Source organism: Lysobacter soli, from assembly GCF_009755585.1.
In the GTDB taxonomy this organism is placed as follows: domain Bacteria; phylum Pseudomonadota; class Gammaproteobacteria; order Xanthomonadales; family Xanthomonadaceae; genus Lysobacter_J; species Lysobacter_J soli.
This window is the reverse complement of sequence record NZ_CP046603.1, coordinates 2,059,735-2,079,200: the sequence shown is the minus strand read 5'-3', so window position 1 is coordinate 2,079,200 and position 19,466 is coordinate 2,059,735. Positions and strand designations below refer to the sequence as shown.

The following is a 19,466-nucleotide window of genomic DNA, read 5'->3' as shown; positions in this document are numbered from 1 at the left end:
TACGTCCGTGCGTGGCGACGGCTGCCGGCACACCCGTGCAGACCGGCATCGCGCCACGCCGGGCGTTCCTCGATGCGATCCGTTCGTGGTTCAGCGGCCCGCCTGGCCGGCCGGATCCAGCACCGCCGCCATTTTCACCAGGTCCGGCACCGAACGCGCGTGCATCTTCTGCATGACGCGGCCGCGATGCGCTTTCACCGTGATCTCGCTGATCCCGAGGTGTCCGCCTATCTGCTTGTTGAGCAGGCCCGATACCACCAGCGCCATGACCTCCCGCTCGCGTCGGGTAAGCGATGCATGGGCCTGCTGCAGCGAATGGACGCGCTTCACATCGTCAAGTGACGCGGCACTGCGCTTGATCGCGCCGCGGATGCCCTCGAGCAGCTTGTCGTCGTCGATGGGCTTGGTCAGGAATTCGATGGCGCCAGCGCGCATGGCGCGCACCGTCATGGGGATGTCGCCGTAGCCGGAAATGAAGATGATCGGCATGTTGGCCCGATCTGCCGCGATGAGCGCCTGCACGTCGAGACCGTTGATGTCGGGCAGGGTCACGTCCAGCACGAGGCACGATGGAACCAACTCTCTCGGGTGTGCCAGGAACTCACCTGCGCTGGCGAAGGTCCTGGGCGTCCAGCCGGAGAACCGCACCAGCGACTCCAGCGCCTCCCGGACCGAGATGTCGTCATCCACGATGAACACGATGGGGGGAGCATCGTTCACGGAAGCCACCTCGTCAGGGTCATGCGCCTCGTACCGGTTGAATAATCCTTCCTGAGAACCGATGCAACAGCCTCGCTGTTCATCGCCCCTGTATGGCCAGTTCCACCGCCTCCAGCAGGGCCTCGCCGCCGAATGGCTTGAACAGGCATTCCACGGCGCCGCGGGCGATCAGCTCACGGCGGGTGTCGGCGTCGATCTGCGCACTCATGAACACGATGGGGATGGGAATGCGCCGGCGCAGCAACTCCTCCTGTAGCGCCGGCCCGGACATGCCGGGCATGTAGACGTCCAGCACCAGGCAGTCGACGCGAGCCGATGCCGCGACGGCGAGGAAGGCCTCGGCGCTCTCGAACACGTCCGTATCGTATCCGCCGGTTCGCAGCAGATCGGGCAGAGACTCGCGGACGGACTCGTCATCGTCCACGACCGACACAAGTGGCCGAACGGTCATCAAAATCCATCCGCGTCGTGCACGAGGCCCCCGCGGGTCTGACCGATCTTCATGCCGGATCCTCCGGAATGAGCTCCTGAGCGCAAGGATGCACCACTCCGGGGGCGGATTCACTGGTACCAAGGTGTCGGTTCCCCGCCGCAGGGCGGCCTACGGCGGGTCCCGAAGCTGCCCAATACCTAGGTGCTATCGCCTCCGTCGCGTGGCTGCTGTTTGATCAAGGCCCCCCACGATCCTTGGTGAGCGACGTGAACGAGCACGAGAGGAAGCTTCTTTACACAGGCCGTACGCACACAGTGGGCGGCCGCGACGGCGGGCACGCAAAGAGTTCCGACGGCGTCCTGGAGGTCGGCTTCTCCACCCCGGGCAGCCACGGCACGGGTACCAATCCCGAACAACTGCTCGCAGCGGGATGGTCGGCATGCTTCATCGGCGCGATGGGCATCGCCGCCCGCAAGATGCGGGTCACCTTGCCGTCCGACACGGCAATCGATGCCGAAGTGGACCTCCGGCTCGGCCAAGACGGCTATTCGCTGGCCGCGCGACTCAACATCACGTTGCCCGGGCTGGAGCGCGACGTCGCGCAGGCGCTGGCCGATGCCGGCCACGAGACGTGCCCCTACTCGAAGGCGCTCAAGGACAGCATCGACGTCACCATCCGCGTCATCTGACCGCCGCAGTCGCGACCACGCGCGGGAACCGTCGCAGTGGCACGACCGTTGCCAACGGTCTGGAACTCCCGGTCCAGACGCAACCGGACGGAGGTCGGATTGTCATCGCCGCGAGACGACGGGTAAGGTCGAGGCGAGTCGCTCACTCCCGTGGATGCGGCGGTCCGGTGCCGGAGGTCCTCGATGACCCAGACGACCCTGCTCGACGTCGATCAAGAGGGCGCCGATGGCGCCCTGTTGTGGGAGGACGGCGAGCGGAGTTTCCATCGGCGGCGCCACGAGGCGGAAGACGGCAGCGTGCGGGACTGCATTGCGGTGGTTCCGCTCGACGCGCAGCCATCCGCGTCGATCATCGAGCGTCTCAGTCACGAGCACGCGCTGAGGGCGCACCTGGATGGCGATTGGGCGCTGCGTCCGCTGGACCTAGTGCGGGAAGGGGGGCGCATGCTGCTCCTGCTGGAGCACCAGGAAGGCGTCCCGCTGGACCAGTTGCTGGACGATCAACCCATGCCGATGGCGCGTCTGCTCGCGATCGCGCTCTGGCTGACCCACGCCATCGGCCGTCTGCACGCCACCGGCCTTGTCCATCGCGATATCAAGCCGGTGAACATCCTGGTGTCCGAGCGGGAAGGGCGAGTCCGGCTGGTCGGATTCGGCATCGCCTCGCGTCTGCCGCGCGAACGCCAGTCGCCGGATCCGCCGGAGCTCATCGCCGGCACGCTCGCCTACATGGCACCCGAACAGACCGGCCGCATGAACCGTTCGGTCGATTCGCGCAGCGATCTGTACTCGCTGGGCGTGGTGCTCTACCGGATGGCGACGGGCAAGTTGCCGTTCACGGCGTCCGACGCGATGGACTGGGTGCACAGCCATATCGCGCGATCGCCCGTTCCGCCGTGTGATCGAGTGGCGGGAGTGCCCAGGGCGATCTCCGACATCGTGATGCGCCTGCTGGCCAAGACGCCGGAAAGCCGGTACCGCACGGCAAACGGCGTCATGCACGACCTGCGCCACTGCCTCGCCATGCTCGAACGCGGCGAAGAACCCGGCGCGTTTCCGCTAGGCGCACACGATCATCAGGACCGGCTGCTGATACCGGAAAAGCTCTATGGCCGCGAGCGCGAGATCGAACAGCTGGTCGACGCTTTCAATGATGTCGTGACGGGTGGCGCGCCGGCGCTGGTGCTGGTCGCAGGCTACTCCGGCATCGGCAAGTCGTCGGTCGTGAACGAACTGCACAAGGTGCTGGTGCCGCCGCGCGGCCTGTTCGCCTCAGGCAAGTTCGACCAGTACAAGGCGGACATTCCGTACGCGACGTTCGCCCAGGCGTTCCAGCAGCTGGTCAGGCCGCTGCTGGGGAAGCCGGAGGAAGAGCTGGTCCGCTGGCGCGAGGCGTTTGCCGAGGCGCTGGGCGACAACGGTGCGCTCGTGCTCGAACTGGTGCCTGACCTCGCGCCGATCATCGGCGAGCAGCCGCCCGTCGTCGAGCTGCCGGCGCAGGAGGCGCAGCGGCGTTTCCAGTCGATGGTTCGGCGCTTCGTCTCGGTGTTCGCACGTCCCGAACATCCGCTGGCGCTGTTCCTCGACGATCTGCAATGGCTCGATTCGGCGACGCTCGATCTGCTCGGCGACCTGCTTACTGCGGACGACCTGCACCATGTGCTGCTCATCGGCGCCTACCGCGACAACGAAGTGACGGCACTGCATCCGCTGGCGCGCAAGCTCGATTCGCTTGCGCAGGAAGGTGCGAACGTCATCACGTTGACCCTGCCCCCCTTGGCGCAGCGCCACCTGCAGCAGCTCGTCGCCGAGTCGCTGCACGAGGATCCGGCGCACGTTGGGCCGCTGGCCGGGCTCATCCATGCGAAGACGGCCGGCAACCCGTTCTTCGCGATCCAGTTCCTCCATGCATTGGCGGAAGAGGATCTGCTCGCGTTCGACCATGCGACGAGCCATTGGTCATGGGACCGCGAACGCACGGTAGCCAAGAACTATTCGGACAACATTGTCGACCTGATGGTCCGCAAGCTGTCGCGCCTTCCGCCGCGAACGCGCATCGCGCTCCAGACGTTCGCCTGCCTCGGCAACGCCGCCGACCTCGAAACGCTCTGCGTGATCAATGACACGTCCGCGCTGGAGGTCGAAGCGGACCTCTGGGAAGCGCTGCGACAGGAACTGGTCTTCCGCCACGACGGAGCGTACCGCTTCGCCCACGACCGGGTGCAGGAGGCCGCGTACTCGCAGGTACCGCTGGGCGAGCGTGCGGCAGAGCATCTACGGATCGGCCGGCTGCTGGCGAAACACACGCCCCCGGAACGTCTGGAGGAAGGGATCTTCGAGATCGTGAACCAGCTCAATCGCGCCACGGATCTGCTCGATTCGCATGGCGAGCGCGTGCAGCTTGCGCGGTTCAATCTCATCGCGGCGCAGCGTGCACGTGCATCGACTGCGTACATGTCGGCACTGAACCATCTACGCGCCGGCCGTGCGCTGCTGGAGGAAGAGGACTGGCACCACGAGTACACACTCGTATTCGCCCTGGAAACGCTGATGGCCGAATGCGAACTGATGACGGCCGAGCTCGCCGCAGCCGAAAGCCGGCTGGAGGTGCTCGCAGGCCACGCGCAAACGCGCCACGACTTCGCGGTCGTGACTCGTCTGCGCCTCACGCTGTTCACCACGCGCTCGCGCGGCGACCTGTGCGTGGAGGTATTCCTGGATTACCTGCGCCGCAACGGCACCGACTGGCCTGCGCGGCCGACGCCCGAAGACGTGATGCGCGAGTACGATCGAATCTGGACGCTGCTGGGCGACCGGTCCATCGAGGAGCTCGTGGATCTGCCGCTTGCGACGGATCCGGACGTACTGGACATGCTGGACGTGTTCACCGAGATCGTGACGCCGGCGTTCTTCTTCGACGAGAACCTGTCGTCGATGGTGTTGTGCCGCATGGTCAACCTCAGCCTGGAGCATGGGCCCTGCGATGGCTCGTGTTTCGGGTTCGTCTTCTTCGCCACCTTCGCCGGGCCGCGTTTCGGGAACTATCGCGATGGCTATCGCTTCGGCCGCCTCGGATACGACCTGGTGGAGAAGCGTGGGCTGAAGCGATACCAGGCGCGCACGTACATCGTGTTCGGAAACATGGTCGTGCCGTGGTTCAAGCCGTTCGCCAGCGGCCGCGACCTCATTCGCCGGGCGTTCGATACGGCATTCAACATGGGCGACCTGACGTTCGCCGCCTACAGCTGGGACGCGCTGATCACGAACTGCTTGTCGGCCGGCGATGAGCTCGCTGGCATCCAGGCCGATGCCGAGAGCGGACTGGCGTTCGCGCAGAAGGCCGGCTTCGGCATGGTGGTGGACCTGTGCGCGGCGCAGGTGGGCCTGATCCGCACGCTGCGCGGGCTCACGCCGACCTTCGGCAGCTTCGACGATGCGGACTACAACGAGGCACAGGCGGAGGCGCACCTTGCCGGGAGTCCGGTGCTGGCGCTCGCGACCTTCTTCTACTGGACCCGGAAATTGCAGGGGCGCTGGTTCTGCGGCGATATCGATGAGGCAGTCCGCGCGGCAGAGAACGCCGACCGCCTGCTGTGGACGTCTCCCTCGCAGCTGGAGACGGCGGACTTCTTCTTCTACGGCGCGCTCGCGCATGCTGCGCACTGGCATCGCGCTCCGGCTGAACAGCGGCAGCGCCATCTGGACATCGTCGTCCGTTATCACCGGCAACTGGAGATATGGCGCGACGACTGTTCGGTGGAGAACTTCGAGAACCGCGCCGCCCTGGTCGCGGCGGAAATCGCACGAATTCAGGGGGATTGGCCACAGGCCGAGTCTCTGTACGAGCACGCGGTCCGCTCGGCGAGCTTTAACGGTTATGTGCACAACGAGGCAGTCGCCCACGAATGCGCAGCAAATGCGTACCTCGCGCGGGGACTGGAACGGGCCGCGCGTGGCTGGCTGCGCGATTCGCAGGACTGCTATCGCAGGTGGGGAGCGGGCGGCAAGGTGCGACAGCTTGCCCGATTGCACCCTTGGCTCGAGGCCGGCGCCAGCGGTCCGGATGCGACAAGGACGCTGCTCACGCCGGTGGATCAGCTCGACCTGGCCACCGTGATGCGGATTTCGCAGACCGTTTCCTCGGTGATCGAGCTCGATCGACTTATCGACATCCTCATGCGCGTGGCCATCGAGCATGCCGGCGCGGAGCGTGGCGTGCTGATCATGCCGGCAAGCGACGGCTTCCGGATCGAGGCCGAGGCTGTAACCCGGAGCGACACGGTGGATGTTGTATCGGAGCGGGGCGAGTTGACGGGCGAGCGCCTTCCAATGTCGGTATTCCAATATGTGGTGCGCACGAAAGAGGCGCTGCTTCTGAACGGGGCCAGCGCGCAGGCCGCATTCGACAATGATCCGTACTTCGCCGGCGACACAAACCGGTCTGTCCTTTGCCTTCCGCTGCTGAAGCAGGCACGACTGATTGGCGTCCTCTACCTGGAGAACAACCTCGCTACCGATGTCTTCACCCCGTCGCGCCTGGCCGTGTCGAAGCTGCTTGCGTCTGAGGCCGCCATCTCGCTGGAGAACGCACGGCTCTACGATGAACTCCAGGAGCGCGAGGCGAGGGTGCGGCGCCTGTTCAATTCCAACATCATCGGCATCTTCACCTGGAGCCTCGACGGCCGCATTCTCGACGCGAACGAGGCGTTCCTGCGGATCGTCGGCTACGACCAGGCCGACCTGGGAGGAGGTCGCCTGGGCTGGAGGGCGCTGCTGCCGCCGGAATGGGATCCACACGACGACCGCATCATGGAAGCCATGCTGGCTACGGGCGTCGCGCCGCCATTCGAAGGCGCCTATATGCGCAAGGACGGCACTCGTGTTCCGGTGCTGATCGGCGCCGCGTTGTTCGAAGGCGCGCCCACGGAGGGCGTGTCCTTCGTCCTGGATCTGTCGGATCGCGTCGCTGCCGAAGTCGCCGCCAAGGACAGCCTGCGTCGTTATCACGACGCACAGCTGCGTTTGGCCGATGCCAATCGCGTCGCGAGTATCGGCCAGCTGTCGGCATCTATCGCGCACGAGTTGAACCAGCCGCTGTCCGGGATCATGACCAACGCCTCTACGTGCCTGCGAATGCTGGCCGTCGATCCTCCCGCGGTCGACGGGGCCGTCGAGACAGCGCTTCGCACCATCCGGGATGCCAACCGTGCTTCCGAAGTCATCAAGCGCCTGCGTTCGCTGTTCAGCCGCAAGGAAACCACTAACGAACCCGTAGATCTCAATGAAGCCGCAAGCCAAGTCGTGGCGCTGGCGACCAGCGCGCTCACGCGCAACCGTGTGATGCTGCAATGCGACTTCGCGGCCAACCTGCCACAGGTGATGGGCGACCGCGTGCAGTTGCAGCAGGTCATCCTGAATCTGCTGACCAATGCGTCCGACGCGATGGGCGCGCTCGAACCCGGGCGTCCGAGGCACCTGTTGATCCGCACATGGCACGACGGCGCCAACGTCTGCCTCAGCGTCCGCGACACCGGCATAGGCCTGGATCCGGAAGAGCTGGAGCGCTACTTCGAGGCGTTCTACACCACGAAGGCCGAGGGGATGGGCGTCGGGCTATCCGTCAGCCGCTCCATCATCGAGCGCCACCACGGCCAGCTTCGGGCGGAAGCGAACGAGGACGGTGGCGCCACCTTCGCCTTCCTGATTCCACTCGACATCCCGGAGCCCAACTGATCGTCAGCGGGGCAGGGCGTCCAGCAGTGCAGCGGTATCAACGATGGCATGCGCGTAGGTCGGCCCATTCAACTCGTGGGCTGCGTGCATCAGCTCATGTGAGTAGGCGGCGGTGGCATCGCGCACGAGCGTCACGTGATAGCCCAGTTCCATCGCGAAGCGACCGGTGGACTCGATGCATGAGTTCGCCAGCAAGCCGACGATGACCACGTGGCTGATGCCGTGCTGCTTCAGCCGCATGTCCAGATCGGTGTTCGCGAAGCCGCTTTGGCCCCAATGTTGCTGGACGACGACATCGCTCTCGCGCGGCACGAAGTCGGGATGGAATTCGCCGCCCCACGTGCCCTTGGCGAAGCTGTGGCGCTTCATGATCGCCTGCTGCGTCGGGTTGATGTGCCGCCAGCCTTCATAGTCACTGGGTTCCCACTGGTGATGGGGCACGATGAAGATGCGGATCCGCGCCGCGCGTGCGGCGGCGTGGATCGCGCGCAGGTTGTCCAGCAACCCGACTTCCTCGGCGACGTCCTTCAGGCGTGGCCAGGCGATGCCGCCCTCGGACAGGAAATCGTTGTACGGATCCACCAGCAACAGTGCCGTGGTCGCCTGCTCGTATCGGATCTCTGACATGGTCCTGCTCCGGGCGTGGACGTGCGGTTCAGCCGTTCTTCTTCCCGCGCAACGCGAAGCGCTCGATGCTGGCCGCGAAGAAGGGCGTTTCCTGCTTGTTGTGCGCCGTGCTCACCGGCTTGCGCTGTTCCCGGAACAACTCGAACGGGATGCCCTGACGCGCGAGGTAATCGACGAAGGCCTCGGTGGGCCGCGTGCGCACGTGGTTGGTGAACGTGCACCGTCCTTCGTCCAGCGGTTCCACCTTGAGCTCCCACATGACCTTCATGCTCGTGCGGCCCGACGTCGTGAACAGGTCCGACACGGAGTCGAGGACGAGGTGGTGGGGTTCGGCGACCTGTTCGACGTAGTGCTGCACCATCGGCACGCCGCCGATCACTTCCACGTTGATCGACATGCGACGGCCGTCCTCGGACGTGGTCGCGCCCGCGGCGAAATGGCACGGCGAGCAACCCTGGTATTCCTTGTCGGGCAGGCTGAACGCCCAGGCGGGAATGTCGATGGCATCGATCGGTGCGTTGATGATCGCCGAAAAGCTTGAGTCGACGATGATTTGCTCGTCCATCTGGGTCACCTTGTCGTGGGGAGTGGCGGTGTAGTCACGCTACGCCCGGATGTGCGCGTCGGAAATCGTACGATGGTGTCGATTCGGCAGATCCGCTGTCGTCTCAAGTCGTCGGGATGCGCGTGGCCTCGAAGCGGTTCAACACCGCGTGCGTCAGGTAGATGCACAGCAGCATCGTGCACACGGCCACGAAGACCGAGACGAACCTGTAGAGAGAGATCCCGTAGAGATCCGCCGAAGGCGCGAGCTGCCCCACCAGCACCGCCACGGCAGTGGCTGCACTGAGCCCGACGGCCGAGCCCGAGTTCTCGCGCACGTGCAGGGTCGCGAACAGCGTGACGCCCGCGGCGTAGATCGGCAGCAGGAGCAGCACACGTGTCACATGCGTATAGAGCAGCAGCTGCATCGCCAGTACGTAGGCCGAGCCGAGCAGCGTCCCGGCCACGCGCGTGCATGCGGCCCAGCGTCCCCCCACAAGCGTCATCGGAAACAGCACCAGCACGGATGCCGCCTGTGCCGACAGTGAATCACGCAGGTCGATCACCTGGAATGCAACGTAGGACGCGGTCGCACAGATCGCACCCAGCAGCATGCGGTGGTTGGTGAGCGCCGGCGTCCGGTCGACGTCCCGTGCGACTGGCGCACGTCGTTCGGGCACCCAGACGTACACGAAGACAGCGAAGACGACCGACAGCAGCGTCGCCAGGAAATGCGCCGTGTACAGCTCGCGCGGTACGATCTGTGAGTACGTTGCCAGGTGTACCAGCAGCGACGTGGACAGGATCGTCAACGCATGGAAGAGGAAGCCGCGATCCAGCGCCATCATCCGGAAGCAGCGCGCTGCGACCGCGAAGAACACGGTGGTCGCCAGCACCGGCGACAGCTGCGCCAGCACGACGAGCAGATTGGCGGTGGCGATTCCCGCGAGGCTGCTGCCGATGAACTGCACCACCGCGCGCACGTTCAACGCGGGAACGAGTCCTACCAGCACGATAGGGTAGAACGCAAAGAATGCGCCGTATGGCCATCCAAGCAGCTTCGCCGTGGCCAACCCGGCCACGCTGGCGAGCGCGATGCGACGCGCGTGGCGCCAGCCGTCTTCGGTCAATGCAGCCAGGCCCGGGCGCGGTTTGCTTTCAATAGCCGCATCAGTAGACATAGTGGAGCGCGCTGATCAGCCGGATCTGGAGATGGCCCAGCCAGCGTGACAGCCCGTGTTCGCGCGGGTGCAGCTGCACGGTGGCGCGTGCACCGGTGATGAGCGTCGCCGGCGGCGCGTCGATCAGGCGCAGGTTCACGCGGACGCGCTCGGCGTCGCGCACCCACCGATCGTTCTCCTCCGGCGCCGCCAGTCCGCCGTCCGGATCGATCTGGCCATGTGCGACGCCCGCATCCAGCGATGTGACCTCCGCCAGGAACAAGCGGCCGGGCAAGGCGTCGAAGGCCACTTCGGCAGGTGTTCCCGGGCGCACGCGCAGCAGCGACTTCTCGCGAAAATCAGCGAACAGGTTGGGCGCGGTGCTCACGAGCGCGAGTTTGGGTTCGCCGGCCTGGGCGTAAGCGCCAGCTTCCAAGCGCATGTTGCTCACGATTCCGGGTTCGTGCGCGACGACCCGCGCACGATCCAGGTCCAGCTGCGCCCGCGTCAACGCGTTGCGAGCCCGACGAAGGCGCAGGCTGCGATCGCCATGGTCCCCACGCTGAACTTGTGCGGCGTTCAGTGCGGCATGCGCAACGCGGACCTGCGCCAAGGCGACGTCGCGACGTGCCTGGGCCGCATCGACGCTCGCGCGCGAAACGAATCGATCATGTTCCAGATCGCGGAACCGGTGCAGTTCGCGCTCCGCGTCCTGCAGTTCACTGTTCGCGCGAGCGATGTCGGCGCGCGCCGCCAAGATGCCAGCGTCCAGTTGCGCGTTGTCCTGCGAAGCCTGCTCGACCTCGAGCCGCGCCTCGTCGACGTTCGCCAGGTAGCGGTCCGGGTCGATGCGGAACAGCAGCTGGCCGCGCTGGACGCGCTGGTTGTTCGCCACGCGAACGTCGACCACGCGCCCACTCACTTCGGGCGCGACGCGGGTCACGCGATACGTCAGCCGCGCGTCCGGAGATACCGGCATGTGGATATCGGCCGCGACGTAGTACGTAAAGATCGCCGACGCCAGCACCAGCGACACCAGCATCCACACGCGGAAACGGACGTCGGGACTCATGATGGCTGCGGCTGCCGGTACGCCCGGCGACATGACCTTTGCAAACGGTACGTGCGCGCGCGACAGCGAACCATCATACGAAGGTGTCGGGACGCGACGGACGCGGCGGGCGTACGCTGCTCGCGAACCCGCACAACCGTGGCGGGGTGCGCCGTCCTCCTGATCAGGTGCGGCATGGCCGAGAACGAACCGCGCGGCATCCGCCGCTATTCATACCCCGCCGGCGGCTGGGGCGCGTTGCGCGCGACCGCTAGGACGATACGCGAACAGATGGACGCGGCCGACGCCGCTGCGACGCTGTTGCGCACGAACAAACCCGATGGCTTCGATTGCCCGGGCTGCGCTTGGCCCGACAGCCGGCACGGCTCGAGTTTCCAGTTCTGCGAGAACGGCGCAAAGGCCGTTACCTGGGAGGCGACGAAGAAGCGCGTGCCGGCATCGTTCTTCGCCGTGCACAGCGTGCGATCGCTGCTCGACTGGAGCGACCACGCGCTGGAAGACCTCGGCCGCCTCACCGAGCCGATGGCCTACAACGCCGGCAGCGATTGCTACGAGGCGATCGGATGGGACGAGGCGTTTTCGCGCATCGGCGAGCTGCTGCGCGGCTTCGCCCCCGACACGGTCGAGTTCTACACGTCCGGGCGCACCTCGAACGAAGCAGCGTTCCTCTACCAGATCTTTGCGCGCGAGTACGGGACCAACAACTTTCCGGATTGCTCGAACATGTGCCACGAAGCAACCAGCGTGGGCCTACCGAAGTCCATCGGCATAGGGAAGGGCACCGTATCGCTGGAGGATTTCGACCACTGCGAGCTGATCATCGCAATGGGCCACAATCCGGGCACGAACCATCCTCGCATGATGGGCACGCTGCACGAAGTGGCGCGTCGTGGCGCGCCGATCATCGTCATCAATCCGTTGCGCGAACTGGCGCTGGAACGCTTCGCCGACCCGCAGGATCCGCTGGAGATGGCGACGCTTGGCGCCACGGATATCGCTTCAATGTACCTGCAGCCGAAGGTGGGCGGCGATGCTGCAGCCCTCCAGGGCATCATGAAGGCGCTGATCGAACTGGACGATGACGCCGGTCCGCAGGCGGGCGTTCTCGACCATGCATTCATCGTCGCGCATACCAACGGCTTCGATGCGCTTGCGGCGGATCTTCGTGCGAAACGCTGGATCGATATCGAAACGGCATCGGGTCTGGAACAAGCCCGGTTGCGTGACGTCGCGCGTGCCTATGCCTCTTCCAATGCGACGATCGTCACCTACGGCATGGGGTTGACCCAGCACAGCACCGGGACGCACAACGTCCAGGAGGTCGCGAACCTGCTGCTCCTGCGCGGGAACTTCGGCAAGCCCGGCGCCGGCATCGCGCCGCTGCGCGGCCATTCGAACGTGCAGGGCGACCGCACGGTGGGTATCACCGAAAAGCCGAGTGCCGAAATGCTTGCACGCATCGAGCAGCGTTTCGGCTTCGTTCCGCCGTCCGCGCATGGACACGACGCGGTTGCCGCAATGAAGGCCATCGTCGATGGGCGCTCGAAGGCGCTGGTGTGCATGGGCGGGAATCTCGCGGTTGCCTTGCCCGATCCCGAGGCATGCCTGCCAGCGATGCGCCGCCTCGAACTCGCCGTGCACGTCGCCACGAAGCTCAATCGCACGCACCTGCTCGTGGGACGCCATGCGTTCCTGCTGCCGTGTCTGGGGCGTACCGAACTGGATGAGCAGGCCAGAGGCCCGCAAGCTGTCACCGTCGAGGATTCCATGTCGATGGTGCACGCCTCGCGTGGTCGACTGCCGCCCGCATCCGCCCTGTTGAAGTCGGAGCCTGCGATCGTCGCCGGAATCGCGTCGGCAACGCTGCCAGGCAGCAAGGTTGCCTAGAACGAACTGGTGGCCGATTACGACCGCATCCGCGACGCCATCGAAGCGGTGATCCCGGGCTTCGACGATTACAACGCGCGAATCCGCGAACCCGGCGGATTCAGATTGCCGTTGCCGCCGACACAGCGGGTCTGGAAGACGCCCTCCGGACGCGCGGAGTTCCTGGTCTTCGATGGCCTGGTGGAAGACGCTGCCGCTGGCGATCCCGTCGTGCTCACGCTGACGACCGTCCGCAGCCACGACCAGTACAACACCACGATCTATGGCTACGACGACCGCTACCGCGGTGTCTTCGGACGACGGGATGTGGTGTTCATGAACGAGCATGACCTCGCTTCGCGCGGCATTGCGCATGGCGACGCCATCGTTGTGGAGACGGCGTTCGGCGGGGCAGGGGAGCGCATCCTGCGCGACGTGATCGCGGTGGCGTACCCGATTGCGCGCGGCTCGGTGGCCACCTACTACCCAGAAGGCAATTGCCTCGTTCCGCTGGACCATATCGACCGGGCGAGCGGCACGCCGTCGTACAAGTCGGTTCCCGTGCGCATCCGTCGCGATTCGAACGGATGACAGCTCCGGCACGTTTCAGGTTCGCCCCATCGTTACGCGCGATGCGATGCGTGCAATCGCGCGCGACGTAACGACCGCTTGCACATCGCATACGAAAGTATCGGACGACACCTTCGTGTAATCGACCGCGCGCCTCGTCCTTGGTGTGATCTTCCACGCGCATTGTGCATGGAAGACCTTGGCGCCGGCTTCGGCCGGCGCATCTCTCCCCACCGAGGAATCGCCATGATCGCCAGACCGTTCACGCATGCGTTGCGACGCGGCGCGATGTCCGCACCGCGGATGCAGAGCTCCGCGACCACCGTCCGGGCCTTGTCGTCCCGCCTTTGCCTGCTCGCGTTTCCGCTGGCGGCGTTGCTCGCCTGCCGCGTTGCAGTCGCCTCTCCCTCAGAAGAGTCCGCCATGAACACCACGACCGCAGCCACCGCGAGCGCCTCGGCCAGCACGAGCGCCGCCGCTCAGGACCAGTCCGTCCGCCCGTTCAAATTCCATGCGACGCAGGAGCAGCTCGACGATCTTCGCCGGCGCGTCAAGGCAACGAAGTGGCCCGACAAGGAAACCGTCGGCGACCAGTCGCAGGGGGTGCAGCTGGCAACGCTGCGCAAGCTCGCCGAATACTGGGGCAATGAGTACGACTGGCGCCCGTTCGAAGCAAAGCTGCAGGCGCTGCCCCAGTTCGTCACCAACATCGACGGCGTCGACATCCACTTCATCCATGTGCGATCCAGGCATGCGGGTGCGCTGCCGGTAATCGTCACGCACGGCTGGCCCGGCTCGATCGCCGAGCAGATGAAGATCATCGGGCCGCTGACCGACCCGACCGCGCATGGCGGCAAGGCAAGTGATGCGTTCGACGTCGTGATCCCCTCGCTTCCCGGTTACGGGTTCTCCGGCAAGCCGACGGAAACCGGATGGGATCCGATTCGCATCGCCCGCGCCTGGGTCGTGCTGATGAAGCGCCTGGGATACAACCGGTTCGTGGCGCAGGGCGGTGACTGGGGCAATGCCGTCACCGAACAGATGGCCCTGCTGAAGGAGCCGGAGCTGATCGGCATCCACACGAACATGCCTGCTACCGTGCCGGCGGACATCGAGGCGGCGTTGCAGGCTCGCCAGCCCGCGCCGGCGGGATTGTCCGCCGACGAGAAGCGCGCCTACGACCAGCTCGACTATTTCTATCGCCACGGCCTGGGCTACGCGCAGGAAATGGCGGGGCGCCCGCAGACCCTGTACGCCATCGCCGATTCCCCCGTCGGCCTGGCGGCGTGGATGCTTGACCACGACGCGACCAGCCTGGCGCTCATCACGCGCGTGTTCGACGGACAGTCCGAAGGTCTGTCGCGCGACGACGTGCTCGACAACGTGACGCTCTACTGGCTGAGCAACACCGCGGTTTCGTCCGCGCGGCTGTACTGGGAAAGCAAGCTCGCGTTCTTCGCGCCGAAGGGCGTGTCGATCCCGGTGGGCGTGAGCGCCTTCCCCGACGAGTTGTACCAGGCGCCCAAGAGTTGGACAGAGCGCGCCTATCCCAAGCTCATCCATTACAACCGGCTCCCCAAGGGCGGCCACTTTGCTGCGTGGGAACAGCCGGCCGCCTTCGTCGACGAGCTGCGCGCGACCTTCCGTCCGCTGCGCTGACGCCAAGCCTTGCGAACAGGAGTTCTAACATGAAACTGCATCCGCTCGTCGCAGCGATCCTTACCTGCAGCCTCGCGCTCGCCGCGCCCGCCTGGGCACAGAAGGCATCCGGATCGGGAGTCGCTGCCAGGTCAGCCACCGACGCGAAAGACCAGGTCCGGCTCACGCGCGTCACGCCCGAGTACTGGCGCGTCACGTTCCACAACCCGCCGTACAACATCTACGGCCCGAAGACGATGCCGCAGTTGAACGAGGTCGTCACGGCGCTGGAAACCGATCCGCGCGTGCGCGTGGTGGTGTTCGACAGCGACGTGCCGGACTTCTTCCTCACGCATTACGACTTCGTGCCGCCCCTGACCGACACCACCGGTTTGCCTGATGGCGTCACCGGACTGCCCCCCCTCCCCGACATGCTGGTGCGTATCAGCAAGGCGCCGGTGGTGTCGATCGCTTCCATCCGCGGCCGCGCGACCGGCGTCGGCAGCGAGCTGGCGCTGGCGAGCGACATGCGCTTCGCCAGCCGCGAGAAAGCGGTGCTGTCGCAATGGGAGGTCGCAGCCGGCCTGGTGCCGGGCGGCGGTCCCATGTCGCGGCTGCCACGCCTGATGGGCCGCGGGCGTGCGCTCGAAGTCCTCTTGACCGGCAATGACATCGACGGCCCGACTGCCGAGCGCTATGGCTACGTCAATCGTGCATTGCCCGACGCCGAACTCGATGCGTTCGTCGACACGATGGCGCGCCGCATCTCCCGCTTCGACAAGCAGGCCATCGCGGACATCAAGCGGATCGTGGACGACAGCAGTCTTCCGTCGAACGAGCAGATCGGCGCCGAATGGGCCGGCTTCATCAATTCGGTTCAGCGGCCCGCTGCGCAGCAGCGCGTGAAGCAGCTGATGGAGTTGGGCTTGCAGGAAAGGCCCGAGATCGAGAAGCGCCTGCCCGAGTACACCGGCAAGCTCGGCGGCACTGCGGACTGACCGGGCGGCGGGGCGGAAATGGACACCCGGACGAAGCCGCTCCTGCCGATGGTCCTTGCGGCGACGCTGTCATGGACGAACAGCGCCGCCGCGAAAGAGGCGACCGTCGTGCGCTTCGACGATCGCATGACCGGCGACTGGGGTGGCGCCCGGACGCAGCTGTCGCAACGAGGGCTCGACATGTCGCTGGCCTACATCAACGAGTGGTTGCACAACACCTCCGGCGGTGCACGCGATGCGACGGCCTATGCGGACCAGTTTGCGCTGGCGATCAGTGCAGATCTGGACACCATCCTCGACTGGCGAGGTGCGTCGTTCCACGTGCTGATCACCAATCGCAACGGTCCGCAGTTGGATGCGAAGGCCGGTCTCGGCACGCTGCTGGAAACGCACGAGATCTACGGTCGTGGCCACTACACGCGGTTGACGCGCTTCTACCTGCAGCAGGCGCTGTTCGACGACCGCCTCGTGCTGAAGCTCGGCCGCAGTGATGTCGACTTCTTCCCGCTGTCGTGCGAGTTCATCAACATCAGCTTCTGCGGCGCCTTGCCCGGCTACCACAGCAACGGCTGGTACACGTGGCCGATCGGCCAGTACTTCGCCAATGCCACCTTCCGGCCGACCGCGCAGACGTACGTGAAAGCCGGCGCCAACGACGTCAATCCGCGCAACCTCGACGGCGATCAGGGCCTGCGCCTTCGGACCCCGCACGACGACAACGATGGCGTGCTGGCCAACGTCGAAGCCGGTTGGCTGCCGGTATTCGGCAATCGCCTGGACGGTGCGTATCGCGTAGGCGCCTGGCGAAACAGCACGAACCAGCCCGACCTGCTGCTCGACACGCAGCGGCAACCGATGCCGTTGACCGATAGCGATCCGTTGATACGGAAGCGCTCGGACGGCTGGTACGCGATGGCACAGCAGCGGGTGTGGACGAACGGCAGCGGACGTTCGCTGTCCCTGTTCGCCAACTTTTCGAGGTCCGACGCCGACGTGGACCGCGTCGATCAAGTCGCATCGCTCGGGCTCTGGTTGCACGGTCCATTTGCCGGTCGCCCAGCCGACCGGCTTGGTCTCGCCATCGGCCAGAACCGTGTGAGTGCTCGGGCACGCGAGGCCGAACGCCTGTCGAACATCGCCACCGGTGCGAACGGCGTGCTGCGTCGCAAGGAAACACCTTTGGAGGTGAATTACCAGTTCGCCGTCGCGCGCGGGCTCTGGCTGATGCCGAGCGTGCAGCACGTACGGAACCCAGGCGGACGCGATGACAACGACGACGCGCTGGTCTGGGGCCTGAAGTTGAGCGCGGTGTTCTAGCCAGCGACGCGGGACGTCGCACGCCGCCATCCGAACCGTTACGGAGACCGTCATGGATCACACGAACAGCAGCATCGATGAGGACCGCCGCCTGATCGTGGGTGTGGCCGCCCTCGGCGCGATCACCGCTCCCTTCGTCATGGTGTCGAGCGCGAGTGCGCGCGCCCGCGGACAGGCGGCATCGCCGAGAGCCGGGGCGTCCAGCCTGGCCTCCGACTCGATGGGTCCGCTCAAGCATGTACGCGCCGGCGCCCTGGACGTGGCGTACGTCGACCGTGGCCCGCCCGATGCCCCACCGGTGCTCCTGCTGCACGGATGGCCGTACGACATCCACAGCTACGAGGAAGTGGTTCCGTTGCTGGTGGCGGCGGGGCATCGCGTGATCGTTCCGTACCTTCGCGGGTACGGAGAGACACGGTTCACCTCCGACGATGCGATGCGCAACGGACAGCCGGCGGCGCTCGCCGACGACGTCGTCCAGCTAATGGACGCCTTGCATATCCGCAAGGCCCTGCTTGCCGGCTTCGACTGGGGCGCGCGTTCGGCGGCCATCGTCGCGGCACTGTGGCCCGATCGGGTAAGCGCGCTGGTGTCCGTAAGCGGATACCTGATTGGCAGCCAGCAGGCCGCATTGACGCCGCTACCGCCCAGTGCGGAGCTGCAGTGGTGGTACCAGTTCTACTTCGCGACGGAACGCGGTCGTGCGGGCTATGAACAGAACCGGAGCGACTTCGCGCGCCTCATTTGGAAACTGGCCTCGCCGCAGTGGGCGTTCGCCGACACGACCTTCGAGCGCACCGCCGCGTCGCTGAACAATCCCGACCACGTTGCGATCGTCATCCACAACTACCGCTGGCGACTTGCGCTGGCCCAGGGCGAGGCACGGTACGACGAGGTCGAGCGCAAGCTGGCGACCGCGCCGTCGATCTCCGTCCCGACGATCACCATCGAAGGCGATGCGAACGGCGCGCCGCACCCCGCGCCCGAAAGCTACGCCAAGCGCTTCACAGGCCCATACGAGCATCGCCTGTTCACCGGTGGAATCGGCCACAACCCCCCGCAGGAGTCCCCGAAGGAGTTCGCCCAAGCGGTGATCGATGTAGCACGAACCGGGTCGGCGTAGTGGGCGGTATGTGTCGAAATGTATCCGCCGCGCACGCGGACACAGGCGCGACACAAAACGATCGGGGCGGGAAACAGTCCCGATACACCGGCGGCGTCAACTGCGCGCACATCGAAGCCGGAGTCGCTTCGGTGCCGAACGAAGCCACCCGGCATCGTCGCAACCGCAGGAGCGTGTCGTGACCATAGTGTTTTGCAAGCGAGGCAGCCGCATCCCGCAGCGCCTCCATCGAAGGACGCCCGCCGTGCCGAAGCAACAGGAGGACGAAGGATGATCGACTACCTTCTGGCCGGCGCGGCAGGCGTGGCTACCGTACTGTCGCCCTGCATCCTGCCGATCCTTCCGATCGTGCTTGCGACGACCGCCGGCCAGTCGCGCAGCCAGCCCTTGCTGATCGTCATCGGATTCACAGCCACGTTCGCGGCGGGAGGCATCGCACTGGGAACGTTGGCCGGTTCTTCCGGTGAACTCCAGGACGCCATACGAAAGGGAGCGATCCTGCTTCTGCTGCTCGCCGGCATCGTGTGCGTGTGGAGTCGCCCGTTCGACTGGCTTACCGCACGCGTGCAGGGTCTGCTCGCGCCGTTCTCGAACAGTGCACCGGGTGCATTGCAGCGCGTCGGGGCGACCGGCCCCTTGCTGATCGGGGCCTCGCTCGGCGTGGCGTGGACCCCTTGCGCGGGTCCTATCCTCGCGTCCGTCCTCGCGCTGGCCGCGAGCGCACAGGCGCCGGGCAAATCCACCGTCCTGCTCGGGCTCTATGCGATCGGCGCCGGCGTGCCGATGCTCGCCATCGCCTACGGCGGCAACTGGGTGTCTTCGCGACTGACTTCGTTGACACGTCGCGCCGACCTGTTGCGCAAAGGCTTCGGCGTGATCGCGATCGCCGTCGCCGTCCTGCAGCTCCTCCACTACGACATCGCTTTCACCGCATGGGCCACGCAGTGGCTGCCGGCGGTTTCTACCGGACTTTGAAA

The 19,466-nt window shown here is 65.8% G+C and carries 15 protein-coding genes; 9 read left to right on the top strand and 6 right to left on the bottom strand.

The features are described 5' to 3' along the window. Positions 1-90: 90 nt before the first annotated feature. Together GOY17_RS09410 and GOY17_RS09405 are read right to left on the bottom strand one after the other, a co-directional pair. Positions 91-720 (bottom strand): response regulator transcription factor, encoded by a 630-nt coding sequence (locus GOY17_RS09410; RefSeq protein ID WP_157030187.1) that lies wholly within the window; start codon positions 718-720, stop codon positions 91-93. A gap of 79 nt (positions 721-799) precedes the next feature. After that, positions 800-1,144 carry a response regulator transcription factor gene (locus GOY17_RS09405; protein WP_198173630.1) on the bottom strand — a complete coding sequence of 115 codons (345 nt, stop codon included), beginning with the start codon at positions 1,142-1,144 and terminating at the stop codon, positions 800-802. A 266-nt stretch (positions 1,145-1,410) separates the two neighbouring features. On the opposite strand from GOY17_RS09405, the gene GOY17_RS09400 reads away from it, so the two are divergent. Together GOY17_RS09400 and GOY17_RS09395 are read left to right on the top strand one after the other, a co-directional pair. Beyond that, positions 1,411-1,842: an organic hydroperoxide resistance protein gene (locus GOY17_RS09400; RefSeq protein WP_269750027.1), complete on the top strand. Its 432-nt coding sequence runs from the start codon at positions 1,411-1,413 to the stop codon at positions 1,840-1,842. A gap of 150 nt (positions 1,843-1,992) precedes the next feature. Further along, complete coding sequence (locus tag GOY17_RS09395) at positions 1,993-7,575, top strand: trifunctional serine/threonine-protein kinase/ATP-binding protein/sensor histidine kinase (protein WP_232338392.1); 5,583 nt, start codon at positions 1,993-1,995, stop codon at positions 7,573-7,575. Between the two features lie 3 nt (positions 7,576-7,578). On the opposite strand, the gene GOY17_RS09390 is transcribed toward GOY17_RS09395, so the two are convergent. From GOY17_RS09390 to GOY17_RS09375, 4 genes are all read right to left on the bottom strand, one after another. Continuing rightward, positions 7,579-8,202 carry a cysteine hydrolase family protein gene (locus GOY17_RS09390; protein ID WP_157030185.1) on the bottom strand — a complete coding sequence of 208 codons (624 nt, stop codon included), beginning with the start codon at positions 8,200-8,202 and terminating at the stop codon, positions 7,579-7,581. A gap of 28 nt (positions 8,203-8,230) precedes the next feature. After that, positions 8,231-8,767, bottom strand: a complete 537-nt coding sequence (locus GOY17_RS09385; RefSeq protein ID WP_157030184.1) for a hypothetical protein — start codon at positions 8,765-8,767, stop codon at positions 8,231-8,233. A 103-nt stretch (positions 8,768-8,870) separates the two neighbouring features. Beyond that, a complete protein-coding gene (locus GOY17_RS09380; protein ID WP_157030183.1) occupies positions 8,871-9,926 on the bottom strand; it encodes a DUF2955 domain-containing protein in 1,056 nt (351 codons plus the stop codon). Next, positions 9,916-10,848: an HlyD family secretion protein gene (locus GOY17_RS09375; protein ID WP_198173629.1), complete on the bottom strand. Its 933-nt coding sequence runs from the start codon at positions 10,846-10,848 to the stop codon at positions 9,916-9,918. Before GOY17_RS09375 ends, GOY17_RS09380 begins: the two co-directional genes overlap by 11 nt. A 36-nt stretch (positions 10,849-10,884) precedes the next feature. Between GOY17_RS09375 and GOY17_RS09370 the strand changes: the two genes are divergently transcribed. The 7 genes from GOY17_RS09370 to GOY17_RS09345 all read left to right on the top strand — a co-directional run bounded on the left by GOY17_RS09370 (position 10,885) and on the right by GOY17_RS09345 (position 19,464). Further along, the gene (locus tag GOY17_RS09370; protein ID WP_332310569.1) at positions 10,885-12,864 is read left to right on the top strand and encodes an FdhF/YdeP family oxidoreductase; all 1,980 of its coding nucleotides are present in this window, start codon (positions 10,885-10,887) and stop codon (positions 12,862-12,864) included. A 9-nt stretch (positions 12,865-12,873) separates the two neighbouring features. Further along, positions 12,874-13,434, top strand: a complete 561-nt coding sequence (locus tag GOY17_RS19090) for a molybdopterin dinucleotide binding domain-containing protein (protein WP_332310568.1) — start codon at positions 12,874-12,876, stop codon at positions 13,432-13,434. Between the two features lie 78 nt (positions 13,435-13,512). Then, positions 13,513-15,072, top strand: a complete 1,560-nt coding sequence (locus GOY17_RS09365) for an epoxide hydrolase family protein (RefSeq protein WP_198173628.1) — start codon at positions 13,513-13,515, stop codon at positions 15,070-15,072. Between the two features lie 29 nt (positions 15,073-15,101). Beyond that, complete coding sequence (locus GOY17_RS09360; protein ID WP_157030181.1) at positions 15,102-16,049, top strand: enoyl-CoA hydratase/isomerase family protein; 948 nt, start codon at positions 15,102-15,104, stop codon at positions 16,047-16,049. Positions 16,050-16,067: 18 nt separating this feature from the next. Then, entirely contained in the window at positions 16,068-17,366 is a 1,299-nt protein-coding gene (locus GOY17_RS09355) for a carbohydrate porin (RefSeq protein WP_157030180.1), read from the top strand. Between the two features lie 52 nt (positions 17,367-17,418). Then, entirely contained in the window at positions 17,419-18,489 is a 1,071-nt protein-coding gene (locus tag GOY17_RS09350; RefSeq protein ID WP_157030179.1) for an alpha/beta fold hydrolase, read from the top strand. Positions 18,490-18,759: 270 nt separating this feature from the next. Next, positions 18,760-19,464, top strand: a complete 705-nt coding sequence (locus tag GOY17_RS09345; protein ID WP_198173627.1) for a cytochrome c biogenesis CcdA family protein — start codon at positions 18,760-18,762, stop codon at positions 19,462-19,464. Positions 19,465-19,466 lie beyond the last annotated feature (2 nt).